This window comes from Bradyrhizobium sp. 139 (genome assembly GCF_023074175.1).
Taxonomy (GTDB): domain Bacteria; phylum Pseudomonadota; class Alphaproteobacteria; order Rhizobiales; family Xanthobacteraceae; genus Bradyrhizobium.
Genome location: NZ_JADPKS010000011.1, coordinates 1 through 14525 on the forward strand (window position 1 = coordinate 1; position 14525 = coordinate 14525).

A 14525-nucleotide genomic window follows, 5' to 3' on the forward strand; every position below is an offset into this window, starting at 1 on the left:
GAAAGCTCGGCTGATCCCGGCTGACACCGGTCTTGAAGGTACGATTCGTCATGCCGAATCGTACCTTCCTTCGCTATAAGAATCTTGCCCAGTCTCGAAGCGAAATCCGGGCTACGACGCCGTGAATTGGAAGTGCTGCGGCTGCGCCTCATACTCCCTTATTGCGTGATGATCGCCAGCGCGCGAAGGGAACCGGCTCCATCCTGGCACCCGTCTTGCTGCAATGTGGGCAAAGCACCGCCCCGCAAGCGGGGCTGTTTCAGATTGAGGCGATACCATGCAATCCACGTCCCGTTTCGATGCGACTGCGTCCCTGCACCTCCATGCTCTCATTTCCGACCTGCACTGGCGCAGTCGGATGCTCGAGGCTGACATCCAGGAGGAGGAACGCAAGGCCGGAAATGCCGATACCGGCAGCGCGACCTACCCGATGCTGGCTCGGACGCTGCGGACTCGCCTGGACAATCTGCGCGCCTCGATCGCCCTGCTGGAGCGCCGGCGCGAAAATCCGTCCGAGCTGGCACGCGCGGCCTGAGTGTCTTTCGCATGTTTGCCGAATGCCCCAACCGGGGGTGCAGGCGCACCTCCGGCTGCGGGTCGAAACCGGGCTTGATCGTCCGGCGCCTCGGCTAGAACTTGAAATTCGCAAACGCCCTGACGCCGATGCCGGGCATCAGGACCTCGTCCTTGGTGTAGGACACCGAGTTGCGGATGTTTTCGTTGAGGAGATTGTTGCCGACGATGCCGGCCATCATCTCGCGCGCACCGAACCAGTTGCGGTCGAGCCTGGTCTTGTAGCTGACCTCGGCCTTCAACAGGTTGTAGCCTGATGTCGGCGTTTCCGCGATCACAGCGACGTTGTTCTGCGCGAAGGCGTGCAACAAATTGACGCGCATCAGCCAGTTGTCGTCGCGCCAGAACACGCCGCCGCCCAGTCTCAGCGGCGGAATGCGCGGCACGTTGGTGCCGTCGGTGAAGGTGGCGCGGACCACGTCGAACTGGTTCTCGATACCCCAGATGCCGCCCTGGAATGCACCGACATCGAGCTGCGACTGGAACTCGCCGCCGCGGAAATTCGCATTGCGCTGCGAGTAGACGGCCTGGTTCAGCTCGGCGCCCGGCGTGCCGCAGGACGCAAAGTCGTCGTCGCACGTCACGCCGGTGAGGCGGCGATAGATGAAGTTGTCGAAGTGCGTGTAGTAGACGGTGGCCTCGAAGCGGAACGGCCCTGCCGCCTTGCGCACGCCGAGCTCGACCGACTTCGCGGTCTCGATGGTGAGGTTCGGGTTGCCGATGTCGAACGTCGCGGTCGCATCATGGCCGCCGCGCGAGAACAGCTCGGCCGCCTTCGGCGCGCGTTCGACATATTGCGCGGTGATGCTGCCGACCATGCCGCCTGGCAGGTCCTGCAACAGGCCGATGCTGCCGCTCTTCGGCGTGAAGGACGGATTGCGCGCAATGCCAGCCTGCGGCGTGCCGTCCGGCAGGTAATCCGCCGGGAAGTCCGGCGTCGTGCCGTGCAGCTCGACATGCTCGATGCGGCCGGCGATCTGCGCCCGCGTCGCGTCCGTGAACTTGAACTCATTGAAGGCGTAGCCTGCGACGCGCGTGTTGTTATTGGGGTCCCACAGGCCGTTGAACAGCGTGCCGGGATTGTCGGGGCTCGGCGCGGTCAACTCCTGATGCCCGACCTGCAAGCCAAATGCCGTCGTCACTTCGGCGAAGCGCGCATTGAACGGCATCAGCTGCACCTCGGTGCGGATCTCCTGCTCCTTATTGGTGAAGGTCTGCCGAATGCCATCGCTGTTCGGATCGGCGGTGTCGGCAAGTCCGATCTCGTTGTGCCGGTAGTCGGTCGCGCCGGCCCAGAACCGGACGGCGTCGATCGCCGCAGCGTCGGGATGGTACTCGCCCTTGACGTTGATCTTGGTCTGGTGGCCGTCGATCCGCGTGTTGTGGTCGGCGCCGTCGATGCCGGGGATGTGGTAGAGCGCGTCGTTCTGCGTGATCGCCGCACCGATATAGCCGCCCTGGAAGAAGTAGGAGCCGCCGATCGAGGCGCCGTCCGAGCGCGTCGCCGAGTTCGGCTGGCGTCCGTTGGCGACGGATCGCGTCTGGTCAGTGAGATAGGGATAGCTCGGGATGCCGTAATCGGTGGTGCTGCGTCCATAGACGTCGGCATGGAACGCAAAATTGCCGCCGCCGGTATCGAGCAGCACGCCGCTTTCGATGCCGCGGTCGACCGAGCTGAACGCGGTGCGTGTTTCGGCGGTAACGCAAGGCGATGTAGCGGCGGTCGCAAGCGGGGCCTTGGTCGGCATGCCGTAAGTCTGGAACGACGGAGCACAGCTCGGCAGCGCGTCCGGAATCCGGTTGTTGGTGGCGCTGACGACACCGCCGATCGAGGTCGAGCCGTAGCGCAAGGCCGCCGGCCCGCGCACCACCTCGATCTGGTTGGTCGCGAGCGGATCGATCGGGACGAAATGATCCTCGCCGAGATCGGAAGCGCCCCCCGAATTGGTACCGTTCTCGACGATGCCGACGCGATTGACGTCGAGACCCCGGATGATCGGCCGGCTGGAGGCGCCGGGCGCAAAGCTCGAGCCGGTGATGCCGGGCTTGGAGAACAGGAGGTCGCCGAGCTGCCCGCCGCCTTCACGGCGGATCTCCTCGTTCGGCACCACCGTGACCGTCGCGAACTGGTTGGTCACGATCGGCAGCACGCCTTGCTGGGGCGCAGCGGGCGCCGGAGCTGCCGGCGTGGCTTCAGCCGAGCGCTCGTGGCTGCGGGCCCGCGCCGTTCGCGTGGCGCGGACCGGGTTGCGTGATGGCACCACCGCTCTGCGCACGATGGGGCTGGGAGCGGTGACCGTGACCGACGGAAGCTCGGTGGTCGCCGGCTTGTCCTGAGCCAGCGCCGATGTGGCGGCGGCGCCGAGCAGGAGCAGGCCTGCTCCGCCAAGGCGCTGCATGCGCCGCAATTCAAATGACATGGTCCTGATTCCAGTCAGGCGCCGTCCGAAAGATTTGGTGCTGATCGGAGGCGGCCTGCCGTCGCAGCGCGACGGAATTCGACTTCAACGGCTCCCGGACATTCGCCGACATGCGGCAGGCCCGGGCGTGATCAAGCAATGTTGGAAGTCAGGACGCGGGAGGGGCGCGGGGCTGGAACGCCGCGCCGGCCGATTTCAGATGGATGAATTCGGCGTCGGTGGTGCGGTAGAGCAGCTCGATCGCCTGCGGCAGCAGCAACAGAGGCGGCGCCGCGAACATGACGGTGCCGGCCATCGCGACGACGGTGCAGATCGCGCAATTATCGTCGCCCGGCTGCTCCCGGTCGGACCCTGCGGGCGACTGCTTCTGGACCGCGGCGCGGTCGATCGAAGCGGTGCTCTTGCTGCCGTGCGTCTGCTGGAGCGAGGTTTGCGCGAGGGGGGTGGCCTGAGCGAACCAATGGCTGTGGCCGAACGTCAGCGCAAACTGCACCAGCATCGCGAAAAGCGCGAGCCGGGCGCCGTGCCTGATATTCGACCGGAACCACTTCATCTGGAAACGCCACCCCATATCGCGAGGTACCGATCCCCGGCCAACGCGATGTTATAATGTAACATCGCCCGATCGGTCAGCGAATGTCAACCGCTGTCGGGCCGGCCCGATATGAGCCAGCCATGCGATGTGCCGTTCCTGCAACTAGCGTCCCTCGCGGACCCAGGTCGCGGCGAATGCGCCGAGCAGCAGCAGCAGACCGATCAGGCCGGCGAAGATCGGCAGCACGCCGACGCCCTTGACGACGCTGGCGTCGCGCATCCGCACGCCCATCCAGCCATCGCCGGCGAAGACGCTCGCCGAGCGCACCGGCACGATGCGCGGCAGCTCGACGCTGGCGCCGTCGACCACCCGCACGGCGTTGCCGCCGGTCGCCTGCGTCAGCGGCTTCAAGGTGTCTATGGTGGAGGTGACTTCCGAAAATTCCTTCGGATTGGTCGGGCCGACATTGATCAGCGCCTTCAGTGTGCCGTCGGTCGCCTGCCACAGGCCGAGCTCGCTGGCCGGCAGGCTGGCGCGCCATTCGCCGGGATCGCCGGGGCTCAGCGTCAGATCGCGCGACACACCCGACGGCGAGGTCACGCTCACGGGCTGGACGCTGTCCGACATGGTCTGGCGCACCACCACGAGATTCTTGCCCTGCACCTGGAGGCGCAGCGCTTCCTCGTCCAGATCCGGCTGCTTCATCAGCCAGTGTGACATCCGCCGCAAGAGATCGAGATGCGGGCCGCCGCCCTCATAGCCGCGCGCCCACAGCCAGATGTGGTCGGAGAGCAAGAGCGCAACGCGGCCCTCGCCGAAGCGGGACAGGAACAGCAGCGGCTTGCCGTCGACGCCCGTCATGACCGGCGGGTTGACCGCATTGCGGGTATCGACGGTGCGGAAGAACCGGCTCCAGCGCGGCGGCTCGCTGGCGGAGCCTTCGAGGCCGCGCGTGACCGGATGGCGTTTGCCGATCTCCGACAGATGCGCATAGAACGGCTTCTCGGTCACGCCGACCGGCTCGGCCGGCAGCACCGAATCCAGCGGCGTGCGCCAGATGCTGGTGTTGGAGGCATAGTCGGGGCCGGCCGAGACCAGCACCGCGCCGCCCGCGCGGACATAGCGCGCGATGTTGTCGAAATAGGCGATCGGCAGCACGCCCTGGCGGGCGTAGCGGTCGAAGATGATCAGCTGGAATTCGTTGATCTTTTGCTGGAACAGCTCGCGGGTCGGAAACGCGATCAGCGACAGCTCGTTGATCGGCGTGCCGTCCTGCTTCTCCGGCGGACGCAGAATGGTGAAGTGCACCAGGTCGACGCTGGCGTCGGACTTCAGCAGGTTGCGCCAGGTGCGCTCGCCGGAATGCGGCTCGCCCGAGACCAGCAGCACGCGCAGCTTGTCGCGCACGCCGTCGATGGCGACGACCGCGCGATTGTTCACGGGCGTCAGCTCTTTCTCGAGCGGCGAGGCTTCGATCTCGACGATGTTCGGGCCGGCATGCTTGATGTCGACGTCGACGCTTGCGCTCTGGCCGCTTCCGAGCGTGCGCTCGTTGAGGACCTCGCCGTCCCTGCGGATCGTGACCTTGGCGCGCTCGCCGGAGACGCCCTGGTCGTCGAGGCGATAGGTGATGGTCTGGGTCTGTCCGACGATGCCGAAGCGCGGCGCGGCCGTGATCGCAATGCGGCGGTCGCGCTCGTCCTTCTGCCCGGTGATCAGCGCCTGCACCGGCGCCTGGAAGCCGAGGCCGGCAGTGTTGGCCGGGATGTCGTGGACCCGGCCGTCGGTGATCAGGAACGCGCCGGCGACGCGGTCGACCGGCACGTCCGACAATGCCGAGGCGAGGGCGCCGAACAGTTTCGTGCCGTCGGTTTCGCCGTCGGCCTGTCCGGCGTCGACGACGCGGACCTCGAGGCCCTTGATCTTCTTCAGGCTGTCGACCAGCGCTTCCTGCGCTTGCGCGGCCTCGCGATTGCGGTTGCCGAAGTTCTGGCTAGGGCTCTTGTCGACGACGACGGCGGCGACCGAGGTGAGCGGATCGCGGTCCTCGCGGGTGAAGGAGGGATTGGCGAGCGCCAGCAGGAACAGCGCCAGCGCGGCCACGCGCACGGCGGCGCCGCGCGCGCGCGCAAGCAGCAGCACGAGCGCAACGATGACGATCGCGGCGAGCGCGAGCCACAGGACGATCGCGGGAACAAGCGGTGTGAACGCGACGCCGTAATTCATGTCGATCCTATTGTCCCAGCCGTTCGATCAGGGCCGGTGCGTGCACCTGATCGGCCTTGTAGTTGCCGGTCAGCGTGTACATCACGATGTTGGCGCCGGCGCGGTAGGCGAATTCCCGCTGGCGGGCGTCGCCGCCGGCCATAGGCAGCATGAACTGACCGTCGAGCCGCTGAGCCCAGGCGCCGGCAAGATCGTTCGAGGTGATGATGATCGGCGAGACGCCGTCGCCGCCGCGGGCAGGCCGCTGCGCGCTGTCGTCGTCGTCGTCGCGCGGCAAGGTCTCGACCCAGGTCTGGCCGGTGCTGAACCGGCCGGGGAAGTCGCGCAGCAGATAAAAGGTCTTGGTCAGCACGTGCTCGCGCGGCACCGGTTCGAGTTCGGGGACGTCGAGCGAAGACAGGATCTGGCGCAGCGTCTGCATGCCCGCGGTCTGTGCGGCGCCGTTGTCGCCGGGCGGCGCTTCGATCGCGTCGCGCGTGTCGAACAGCACGGTCCCGCCCTGCTTCATGTAGGCGTCGATCTTGTTGATGGCGTCCTGTGGCGGCTTGGGCGCGCCCGGCACGATCGGCCAGTAGATCAGCGGGAAGAAGGCGAGCTCGTCGCGCCCGGGATCGACGCCGACGGGATCGCCGGCCTCCAGCGCGGTGCGCTGCGCCAGGAACTGCGTCAGCCCGGACATACCGGCCTTGACGATGGAATCGACATCGGCGTTGCCGGTGACGACATAGGCGAGGCGGGTCTGCGACACCGCCTTCATTGCGAATTCGTCGGAGGCGCCATCGGCGCGCGACGGCGTGGGCGAGAGCGACACCAGGCCTGCAATCGCCAGCCCGAACACGATCATTGCGGGCGCAGCGCGTCGGCGCAGCAGGGCCGCAATCCCGCCGCCGAGCACCGCGACGATGATGGCATCGATCAGGAACAGCGCGAGCGCCGTCGACAGCAGCCAGCCGCGTAGGTCGCGCGGCTCGGCATTGGTGTAGGTCGCGTGCCGGGCGCGCAGGCTTGCGGTGTTCAGTGCGGCGATGCGGTCCGAAGCGGCGAGCGTGTTCACTGCGAGCGGTCCTTCTGCCGGACCATAGAAGCCGGGCGGATGATCGGGCGTGGCGCGGTCGCGATAATCCGCCGGCAGCGGCTTTGCGGTGGCCGGTGGCGGCCCGAACGCGCCGAAGCCGTCGAGGATGTGCAGCGGCGCCACCGTCTCGGCGGTCGCCTCGCCTGCAACCCCGGGCCCGGGCTTGGCCGTGTAGCCGGACATGTCGACAACCCGCCGCAGCATTTCGACGAAGGTGCCCGACATCGGCAGATCAGACCAGCGCATGTCGGCACTGACGTGGAACAGGCTGACCAGGCCCTTGCCGCGATGTTCGCCGGTGACCAGCGGCGTGCCGTCTTCCAGCGAGGCCCAGCTCTTGGTGGCGAGCACCGCGTCGGGCTCGGCCAGCACCTGCCGGCTCACGGTGATGTCCTTGGGGACCACGACGCCGGCAAACGGACCATCGGCCGCGAAGGCGGCGAGATGCTGCGGCTTCTCCCAGGTCAGACTGCCGCCGAGCGTGCGGCCGCCCTTGCGCAGCTTGACCGGAACGAGATCGTCTTCGGCCTGCGCCAGCCGGGGACCTGCGAAGCGCACCAGCACTCCGCCCTGGTCGATCCAGGCGTTGAGGCGCTCGCGCAGTTCGGGGGCGACGGTGCCGACATCGGCGAGGATGATCATCGGCAGCTTCTGGTCAAGGAATTGCGTGATGCCCTGCTGTGGCGAGCCGCGATCGGCGAGCCGCACATCGGCGAACGGCGCCAGCGCACGGGTGAGATAGAAGGTCGGCGCCAGCAGCGGCTGCGCGGTCTCGCTGCTCGTGCCGGTGACGATGCCGATGGCGCGGCGACGCCAGCGCTTGTCGAGCAGTTGCACCGCGCCGGCCGAACGCTCCCCGGTGATATCGAGCCGCGTGATGTCGTTGCGCAGCTCGACCGGCAGGTCGAACGAGGCTTCGGTCTCCTTGTCCTGCGGGCCGAACGAATAACGCGCTTCGCCGATCGGCGAAGCCTTCTGGTCCAGCGCGCGCACGGTGCCGAGGGCGATGCCGCTGTCGGTGCGCAGCACCTTCACAGTCATCCTGGCGGCGGCGTTCTCGGCGGCGACGAGCGCCAGCGGGGAGGACGTGCCGCCTTCGAACACCGTCAAGCTGCGATCTCCGATGGTCTGGCCAAGGCCTTGCACGAATTCCTCGCCACGGCCGGTATCGACGCCATCCGACAGCCAGGCGATCTCGCAGTCGCCGGTGGCCTTCAGGAAACGGTCGATGGTGACAAGGGTTTCAACGCGATCGATCGAATAGGGTTTTGGCGCGAGCTGGCGCAGCGCAACGCGCGCCGCACCCGCCGGCATCAGGGTGATGTCGCGGTTCGGCTCGGACAGCGGCACCAGCGCGATCGCGCGGCGGTCATTGTCGGCATTGGCGATCAGCTCGTCGGCGGCCTTGATCCTGACATCCCAGTGCGATGCGGCGCTCCAGCCGTCGTCGAACATGATCATCAGCGGCGCCTTGCTGCCGGCCGCGCCGACTTGCGGATTCCAGATCGGGCCGGCGGCGGCGAAAATGACGAGGGCTGCAGCCAAAAGCCGCAGTGCGGTCAGCCACCACGGCGTTCGCGAGGGCGTCTCTTCCCGGGGAGCGATGTCGAACAGCAGGCGTGTCGGCGGAAACTCGATGCGGCGCGGCCGCGGCGGCATCACGCGCAGCAGCCACCACAGCATCGGCAGGCTGACGAGGCCGATCAGGAGCAGCGGTTCGGTGAAGGCGAGCGGCAATCCCATCATGCGGCGGGCCCCGCCTTGATCGTCGTGGTGCGGGCGCCCGATTTGCTCACCTGCATGCCGGCATGCAGGAACAGCAGCAGTTCGGCCGCGGAACGGTCGGTCGAATGCGTCGCGAACAGCCAGTCGAGCTTGTTGGTCTCGGCGCGGATCTGGTCGCGGTGCAGCGCGAGCCGCGCGGCGTAATCCTGCGCCCAGCTTTCGGCGCGGCCGGCGGTGATCATGCCGAACCCTTCCGGCTCGACGAATTCGACGCGGCCGGAATAAGGAAATGACTCTTCGGCGGGATCGACCACCTGCACCAGCGTGCCATGGGCGCCGGAGCCGGACAGGCCCGCGAGCGTGGTTCTGATCTCCGCGATCGGCGACCAGAAATCCGACAGCACGATGGTCTCGGCCAGCGCCGCAGGCACGAAGGACGGCGGCAGGCTCGGCCGGTCGGCATCATCATGCAGCATCGCCTGCGCCATCTTGTCGATGACGCTGCGGCTTGCCGTCGGCGCCATCAGGCCGGGGATGCCGACGCGCTCGCCGCCCGCGACCAGCAGCTCGGCCAGCGCGAACGCGACGATCAGCGTGCGTTCGAGCTTGGATTCGCGCGCCTGCTTCGACGCGAAGGCCATCGAGGGCGACCGGTCAGGCCAGATCCAGACCGTGTGCGAGGCTTCCCATTCAAGCTCGCGGACATAGAGATGGTCGTCACGCGCCGAGCGCCGCCAGTCGACGTTCTGCGACGGCTCGCCGGAAACGAAGCGGCGGTACTGCCAGAAATTTTCGCCGGAGCCGGCGCGGCGCCGGCCATGCAGGCCGTGGATCACGTTGGCGGCGATGCGGCGGGCCTCAAGCACCAGGCGCGGCAGCGAAGCGGCGAGCGTGCGGCTTTCGCCATCGGCACGTCGGATCGCGATGATCTCCTTCGCCCTGTGCCCGTTCTCCGCAGCCATCAACCGATCCGTGTCTTCAACTGCCGGATCACCTCCGCAATCGTGCGACCTTCGGCGCGCGCCTGGAACGTCAGCGCCATGCGGTGCTTCAGCACGGGCTCGGCGAGGTCGAGCACGTCGTCGATCGACGGCGCAAGCCGCCCGTCGATCAGCGCGCGTGCGCGCACGGCGAGCATCAAGGATTGGCTGGCGCGTGGGCCGGGACCCCACGCGATGAACTTGCCGGTGTCGCCGCTCTCGGGACCCGGACGGGCCGAGCGGACCAGCGACAGGATCGCCTCCACCACGGAATCGCCGACCGGCAGGCGGCGGATCAGCCGCTGCGCGGTGATCAGCGCATCCGCGGTCATCGATCCCCTGGCCAGCGTCTCCTCGGCACCCGTGGTTTCGAACAGGATGCGGCGCTCGGCGTCGCGATCGGGATAGTCGACGTCGATCTCCATCAGGAAGCGGTCGAGCTGCGCTTCCGGCAGCGGATAGGTGCCTTCCTGCTCCAGCGGGTTTTGCGTGGCGAGCACGTGGAACGGCTTCGGCAGATCGTGCCGCGCGCCGGCCACGGTGATGTGCTGCTCCTGCATCGCCTGGAGCAGCGCTGACTGCGTGCGCGGGCTGGCGCGGTTGATCTCGTCGGCCATCAGCAGCTGCGCGAACACGGGACCTGCGATGAAGCGGAAGGCACGCTTGCCCGCGGTGCTCTCGTCGAGCACTTCGGCGCCGAGAATGTCCGACGGCATCAGGTCCGGCGTGAACTGGATGCGCTTGGCGTCGAGACCGAGCGTGACGCCGAGCGTCTCGACCAGCTTGGTCTTGGCGAGTCCGGGCACGCCGATCAGCAGCGCATGGCCGCCGGAGAGGATGGTAACGAGCGTGTTCTCGATCACGCGATCCTGGCCGAAGATGACGGACGCGATTGCGTCTTTCGCCGCGCGAATCTGGCCCGACACCTGCTCGGCCGAACGGACGATTCCGTCTTCCAGTTTCTCGACACTTTCCGCCATCCGTCAGCTCCCTAAAGTCCGCCACGCGGCTCGCTTGCGCCGTCAAGTCATCAGCCGTCAAGTCATCACAGGTCGCACATGGGCCTATGCTAGACTTGCAGGAAGGCCATGTATTCGTTGAATTAACCTATCCCCACCTTATCGGCTTGGAGATATGTAGGGCATCACGAAGTGGCGACCTCCACACCGGATTGATCCGGAGTGGAACTTTGCATCCGAGTACAACGTAAACCTGCACCAATCGTGCCAAATGACCGACGTGCCAAATGACAAACTCAGGGCGAACCATGGCAAACCAAGGGCAGAGCGCCGATCGAGGTCTTGAGGGCCTGACTGCCGCCGCCAAAAGCGCCGGCAATGCAGAAGGCGCCAAAAAAGGCCTGCCTCCGGTGCATCTGTGGAATCCGCCATTTTGCGGCGATCTCGACATCCGAATCGCATCCGACGGTACTTGGTTCTACATGGGGACGCCAATCGGCCGTCACGCTTTGGTCCGGCTGTTCTCGACCATCCTCAAGCGTGAAGGCGACAAGCATTTTCTCGTCACGCCTGTGGAGAAGGTCGGCATTCGCGTCGACGACGCGCCGTTCATGGCGGTCGAGATGCAAAAGGACGGCGAGGACGCCCATCGCGTGCTCAGCTTCCGCACCAATGTCGACGACTGGGTCACCTGCGATGCCGCGCACCGGCTGCGCTTCGAGCAGGCCAGGGACGGCGGGCTGACGCCATACTTGCATGTCCGCGCCGATCTCTGGGCCAAGGTCACTCGCGCGCTCTACTACGATCTGGTTGACATGGGTGAGGAGCGGATGATCGATGGCCAGCCGATGTTCGGCGTCGAGTCGGCCGGCGAATTCTTCGCCATGGCCGATGCGGAGCAGGTGAGGGCCGCGCTTTGAACAAGCCTATCCTGAAGAGCGATCCGGTCGCGATTGGCGCGGCGGATTTCTTCGCCCGATCCAGGGCGAAGCTCGGCTTCGACGTGCCGCCCGGCCTCTACGATCCGAACATCATCCCCGCCTCGGGCGATCCCGGCACCGACAAGATGCTCGAGATTATCGCGCGCGAGCAGCCGGTGCGGCCGGCGGCGGTTTTGATCGCGGTGGTCGACCATCCCGAGCCGACCATCCTGCTGACGCAGCGCGCGGCGCATCTCAACGATCATGCCGGTCAGATCGCTTTCCCCGGCGGCAAGATCGATGCGACCGATTCCTCACCGCTCGATGCGGCGCTGCGCGAGGCCGAGGAGGAGGTCGGCCTGTCCAGAGACTTCGTCGAGCCGATCGGCTATCTCGATCTCTACGGCACCGCTTTCGGCTTCCGCATCCTGCCGACGGTCGCCAAGGTGCGGCCCGGCTTCGAGCTGACGATCAACCATTCCGAGGTTGATGATGCCTTCGAGGTGCCGCTCTCCTTCCTGATGAACCCGGTGAACCACCAGACGCACAGCAAGGAATTTCGCGGCATGGAGCGGTCCTACTACGCGATGCCGTTCGCGGAGCGCTACATCTGGGGTGCGACGGCCGGAATGCTGCGTGTGCTGTATGAGCGGATTTATTCATCATGATCCGGCCGATTCTGACCGAGATCGGAATCTTCCTCATCCCGTTTGCCGTCTATGCGCTGTTCCTGGCCGCGACCCGTTCCGGCCTGTTCATGCAATCGTCATGGCCGATCTATGTCGTCGCGCGCCTCGCTTTGGCGGCGCTCGTCCTGGTGATCGCCGGGCTGATCGGCCTGGCGCATTTCTCCGGCGCCGCGCCGGATTCGACCTACATTCCCGCCCATATCGAGAACGGCAGGCTCGTGCCGGGCAGGGAAAAATAGGGGCAGGACGATGAGCGCAGAGCCGTTACTCGCCAATGCGCCCTGGCTGACCTCCGGCGGGACCGCGCGCGTCCTGGCGCTGCTCAACGCGGGCGGCGAGGAAGCGCGCGTGGTCGGCGGCGCCGTGCGCAATGCATTGCTCGATCTCGTGCCTGGCGACATCGACATCGCCACCACGGCGCTGCCGGACGAGGTGATGCGGCGTGCAAAAAGCGCCGGCATCAAGAGCGTCCCGACCGGCGTCGATCACGGCACCATCACGCTGGTCATCGATGGGCAACCCTTTGAGGTCACGACGCTGCGCGAGGACACCGAGACCTTCGGCCGCAAGGCCAAGGTCGCGTTCGGCCGCGACTGGGTGAAGGACGCCGAGCGGCGCGACTTCACAATGAACGGACTGTCGGCCGATGCAGCCGGCGTCGTCTACGACTATGTCGGCGGGATTGCGGACGCCGCCGCGCGGCGCGTGCGCTTCATCGGCGATCCCGACCAGCGCATCGCTGAGGATTATCTGCGCATCCTGCGCTTCTTCCGCATCCACGCGGCCTTCGGCGCCGGCGATCCCGATCGCGACGGCTATCTCGCCTGCATCCGCGGCCGCGCAGGCCTTGCGAGCCTGTCGGCCGAACGGGTGCGCATGGAGATGCTGAAACTGCTGGTGGCGGGCGGCGCATCCGCCGCGGCGCTGGCAATGACTGAGGCCGGATTGCTGCAAGCGCTGATCGGCGGCGTCACCTATACCGGACCGCTGTCGGCGATGATCGCGATCGAACGCGCGCTCGGCGTGCCGGCGAGCGTGACCCGGCGCCTGGCCGCGCTGACGGTGGCCGTGACCGAGGATGCCAAACGCATCGCCGCGCGGCTGCGCCTCTCCAACGCCGAAGCCAAGGCGCTGGACTCGATGGGGCATCGCTGGTGGCGCTTCGCCACCAAGGACGAGGCCCATGCGCGGCGGCTGCTCTACCGGCTCGGCGCGGAGCGCTATCACGATCGCGTGTTGCTCGGCTGGGCGCGAGCCGGCGGCGATGTCCGTTCGTCGCGCTGGCGTGCGCTCGCCGAGCTGCCGCAGCGCTGGACTCCGCCGAAATTTCCACTTCGCGCCGCCGACTTCATAGCGCGCGGCCTGGCGGAAGGACCTGCGCTCGGACATGTGTTGACACTCGCCGAGGACGCTTGGCTTGCGGCGGATTTTCCACTAGAGGAAGCCGCACTCGCTTCCATCGCGGATCAAGCTGCGGCACGAATCAGCCGCGATCAGAAAAATTGACCATCGTCTCAGGCTTCGCCGACATCTCGATCTTCCAGCTGCTGCTGGTCGCGTTGATGGCGCTGTTTGCTTCGATCATCGGTGGTCTCGCCGGCTATGGCACCGGCGCCCTGATGCCGCTGGTGCTGGTGCCGCTTGTGGGCGCCGAGCCCGTGGTGCCGATCATCGCGATCTCCGCGATCTTCACCAATTCCAGCCGTGCGGTTGCCTATCTCCGCTATGCCGACCGCCGCCGCGCGCTGATCGTGCTGGCTTGTGCAGCGGTCACGACCGCGCTCGGTGCCTATGGCTATACGCGGCTGACCAATGCAGGTGCGGCGCTCGTGATCGGCTCCATGTTGATCCTGAGCGTGCCGCTGCGCCGCGGGCTCCGCCGCCGCCAGGTCAGGATCGGCGACACCGGCCTTGCGGCCGGCTCCGTCGGTTATGGCGTGCTGGTCGGCGGCACCTCGGGCTCCGGCGTGATCCTTCTGTCGCTGCTGATGGCCGCGGGGCTCGAAGGCGCCGCCGTGATCGCGACCGACGCGATGATCTCGCTCGGCACCGGCCTCATCAAGATCTCCGTGTTCGGCCTTGCCGGCGCGGTCACCGCGCAGGTGCTCGCCTTTGCGCTTCTGATCGGCGGGATTGCCATTCCCGGCGCGTTCCTCGCAAAAGCATTCGTCGAGCGGATGCCGGTGCACATCCACACCGCCATCCTCGACATTGCCGTGATCACCGGCGGATTGGTGATGATCTCGGCGGCGGCAAGGCAGCTGATCGGGTAGATGCCCCTGGCTCAATTGGCATTCGCGCGTCGACCGTGCAGGAGGCCGGATGACCTCCACCTCGTAGACGCCGTTGGCCAGCTCGATCTGAACTCAGACGTACCGCGCCAATCGGATGTGCGTCGCCTTGAGATACGGACCTCAGCGAAA

The 14525-nt window shown here is 66.8% G+C and carries 12 protein-coding genes; 6 read left to right on the forward strand and 6 right to left on the reverse strand.

Annotated features, from left to right (window positions below; translation table 11 throughout):
- The first annotated feature begins 358 nt into the window (after nucleotides 1-358).
- Nucleotides 359-535 (forward strand): hypothetical protein, encoded by a 177-nt coding sequence (locus tag IVA80_RS03560; protein ID WP_346347956.1) that lies wholly within the window; start codon nucleotides 359-361, stop codon nucleotides 533-535.
- Nucleotides 536-629: 94 nt separating this feature from the next.
- On the opposite strand, the gene IVA80_RS03565 is transcribed toward IVA80_RS03560, so the two are convergent.
- From IVA80_RS03565 to IVA80_RS03590, 6 genes are all read right to left on the reverse strand, one after another.
- Nucleotides 630-2993: a TonB-dependent receptor gene (locus IVA80_RS03565; RefSeq protein ID WP_247425676.1), complete on the reverse strand. Its 2364-nt coding sequence runs from the start codon at nucleotides 2991-2993 to the stop codon at nucleotides 630-632.
- A gap of 148 nt (nucleotides 2994-3141) precedes the next feature.
- Complete coding sequence (locus IVA80_RS03570; RefSeq protein ID WP_247425677.1) at nucleotides 3142-3546, reverse strand: DUF2946 domain-containing protein; 405 nt, start codon at nucleotides 3544-3546, stop codon at nucleotides 3142-3144.
- Between the two features lie 144 nt (nucleotides 3547-3690).
- On the reverse strand, nucleotides 3691-5754 hold the full coding sequence (locus tag IVA80_RS03575) for a hypothetical protein (protein ID WP_247425678.1): 2064 nt from the start codon (nucleotides 5752-5754) through the stop codon (nucleotides 3691-3693).
- A 7-nt stretch (nucleotides 5755-5761) separates the two neighbouring features.
- Nucleotides 5762-8575 (reverse strand): DUF4159 domain-containing protein, encoded by a 2814-nt coding sequence (locus IVA80_RS03580; RefSeq protein WP_247425679.1) that lies wholly within the window; start codon nucleotides 8573-8575, stop codon nucleotides 5762-5764.
- Nucleotides 8572-9516 carry a DUF58 domain-containing protein gene (locus IVA80_RS03585; RefSeq protein WP_247425680.1) on the reverse strand — a complete coding sequence of 315 codons (945 nt, stop codon included), beginning with the start codon at nucleotides 9514-9516 and terminating at the stop codon, nucleotides 8572-8574. Before IVA80_RS03585 ends, IVA80_RS03580 begins: the two co-directional genes overlap by 4 nt.
- Nucleotides 9516-10514 (reverse strand): MoxR family ATPase, encoded by a 999-nt coding sequence (locus IVA80_RS03590; RefSeq protein WP_247425681.1) that lies wholly within the window; start codon nucleotides 10512-10514, stop codon nucleotides 9516-9518. The genes IVA80_RS03585 and IVA80_RS03590 overlap by 1 nt, the downstream gene beginning before the upstream one ends.
- Nucleotides 10515-10801: 287 nt before the next feature.
- Between IVA80_RS03590 and IVA80_RS03595 the strand changes: the two genes are divergently transcribed.
- Genes IVA80_RS03595 through IVA80_RS03615 form a run of 5 tightly spaced genes read left to right on the forward strand, consistent with a single transcriptional unit; the run spans nucleotide 10802 to nucleotide 14375 of the window.
- Nucleotides 10802-11413 (forward strand): DUF1285 domain-containing protein, encoded by a 612-nt coding sequence (locus IVA80_RS03595; protein ID WP_247425682.1) that lies wholly within the window; start codon nucleotides 10802-10804, stop codon nucleotides 11411-11413.
- Nucleotides 11410-12081, forward strand: coding sequence for a CoA pyrophosphatase (locus tag IVA80_RS03600; RefSeq protein WP_247425683.1), 672 nt, complete (start codon nucleotides 11410-11412; stop codon nucleotides 12079-12081). The genes IVA80_RS03595 and IVA80_RS03600 overlap by 4 nt, the downstream gene beginning before the upstream one ends.
- Nucleotides 12078-12341, forward strand: a complete 264-nt coding sequence (locus IVA80_RS03605) for a DUF6111 family protein (protein WP_247425684.1) — start codon at nucleotides 12078-12080, stop codon at nucleotides 12339-12341. The genes IVA80_RS03600 and IVA80_RS03605 overlap by 4 nt, the downstream gene beginning before the upstream one ends.
- Nucleotides 12342-12351: 10 nt before the next feature.
- Complete coding sequence (locus IVA80_RS03610; protein ID WP_247425685.1) at nucleotides 12352-13608, forward strand: CCA tRNA nucleotidyltransferase; 1257 nt, start codon at nucleotides 12352-12354, stop codon at nucleotides 13606-13608.
- Nucleotides 13605-14375, forward strand: coding sequence for a sulfite exporter TauE/SafE family protein (locus IVA80_RS03615; protein WP_247425686.1), 771 nt, complete (start codon nucleotides 13605-13607; stop codon nucleotides 14373-14375). Before IVA80_RS03610 ends, IVA80_RS03615 begins: the two co-directional genes overlap by 4 nt.
- Nucleotides 14376-14525: the final 150 nt, after the last annotated feature.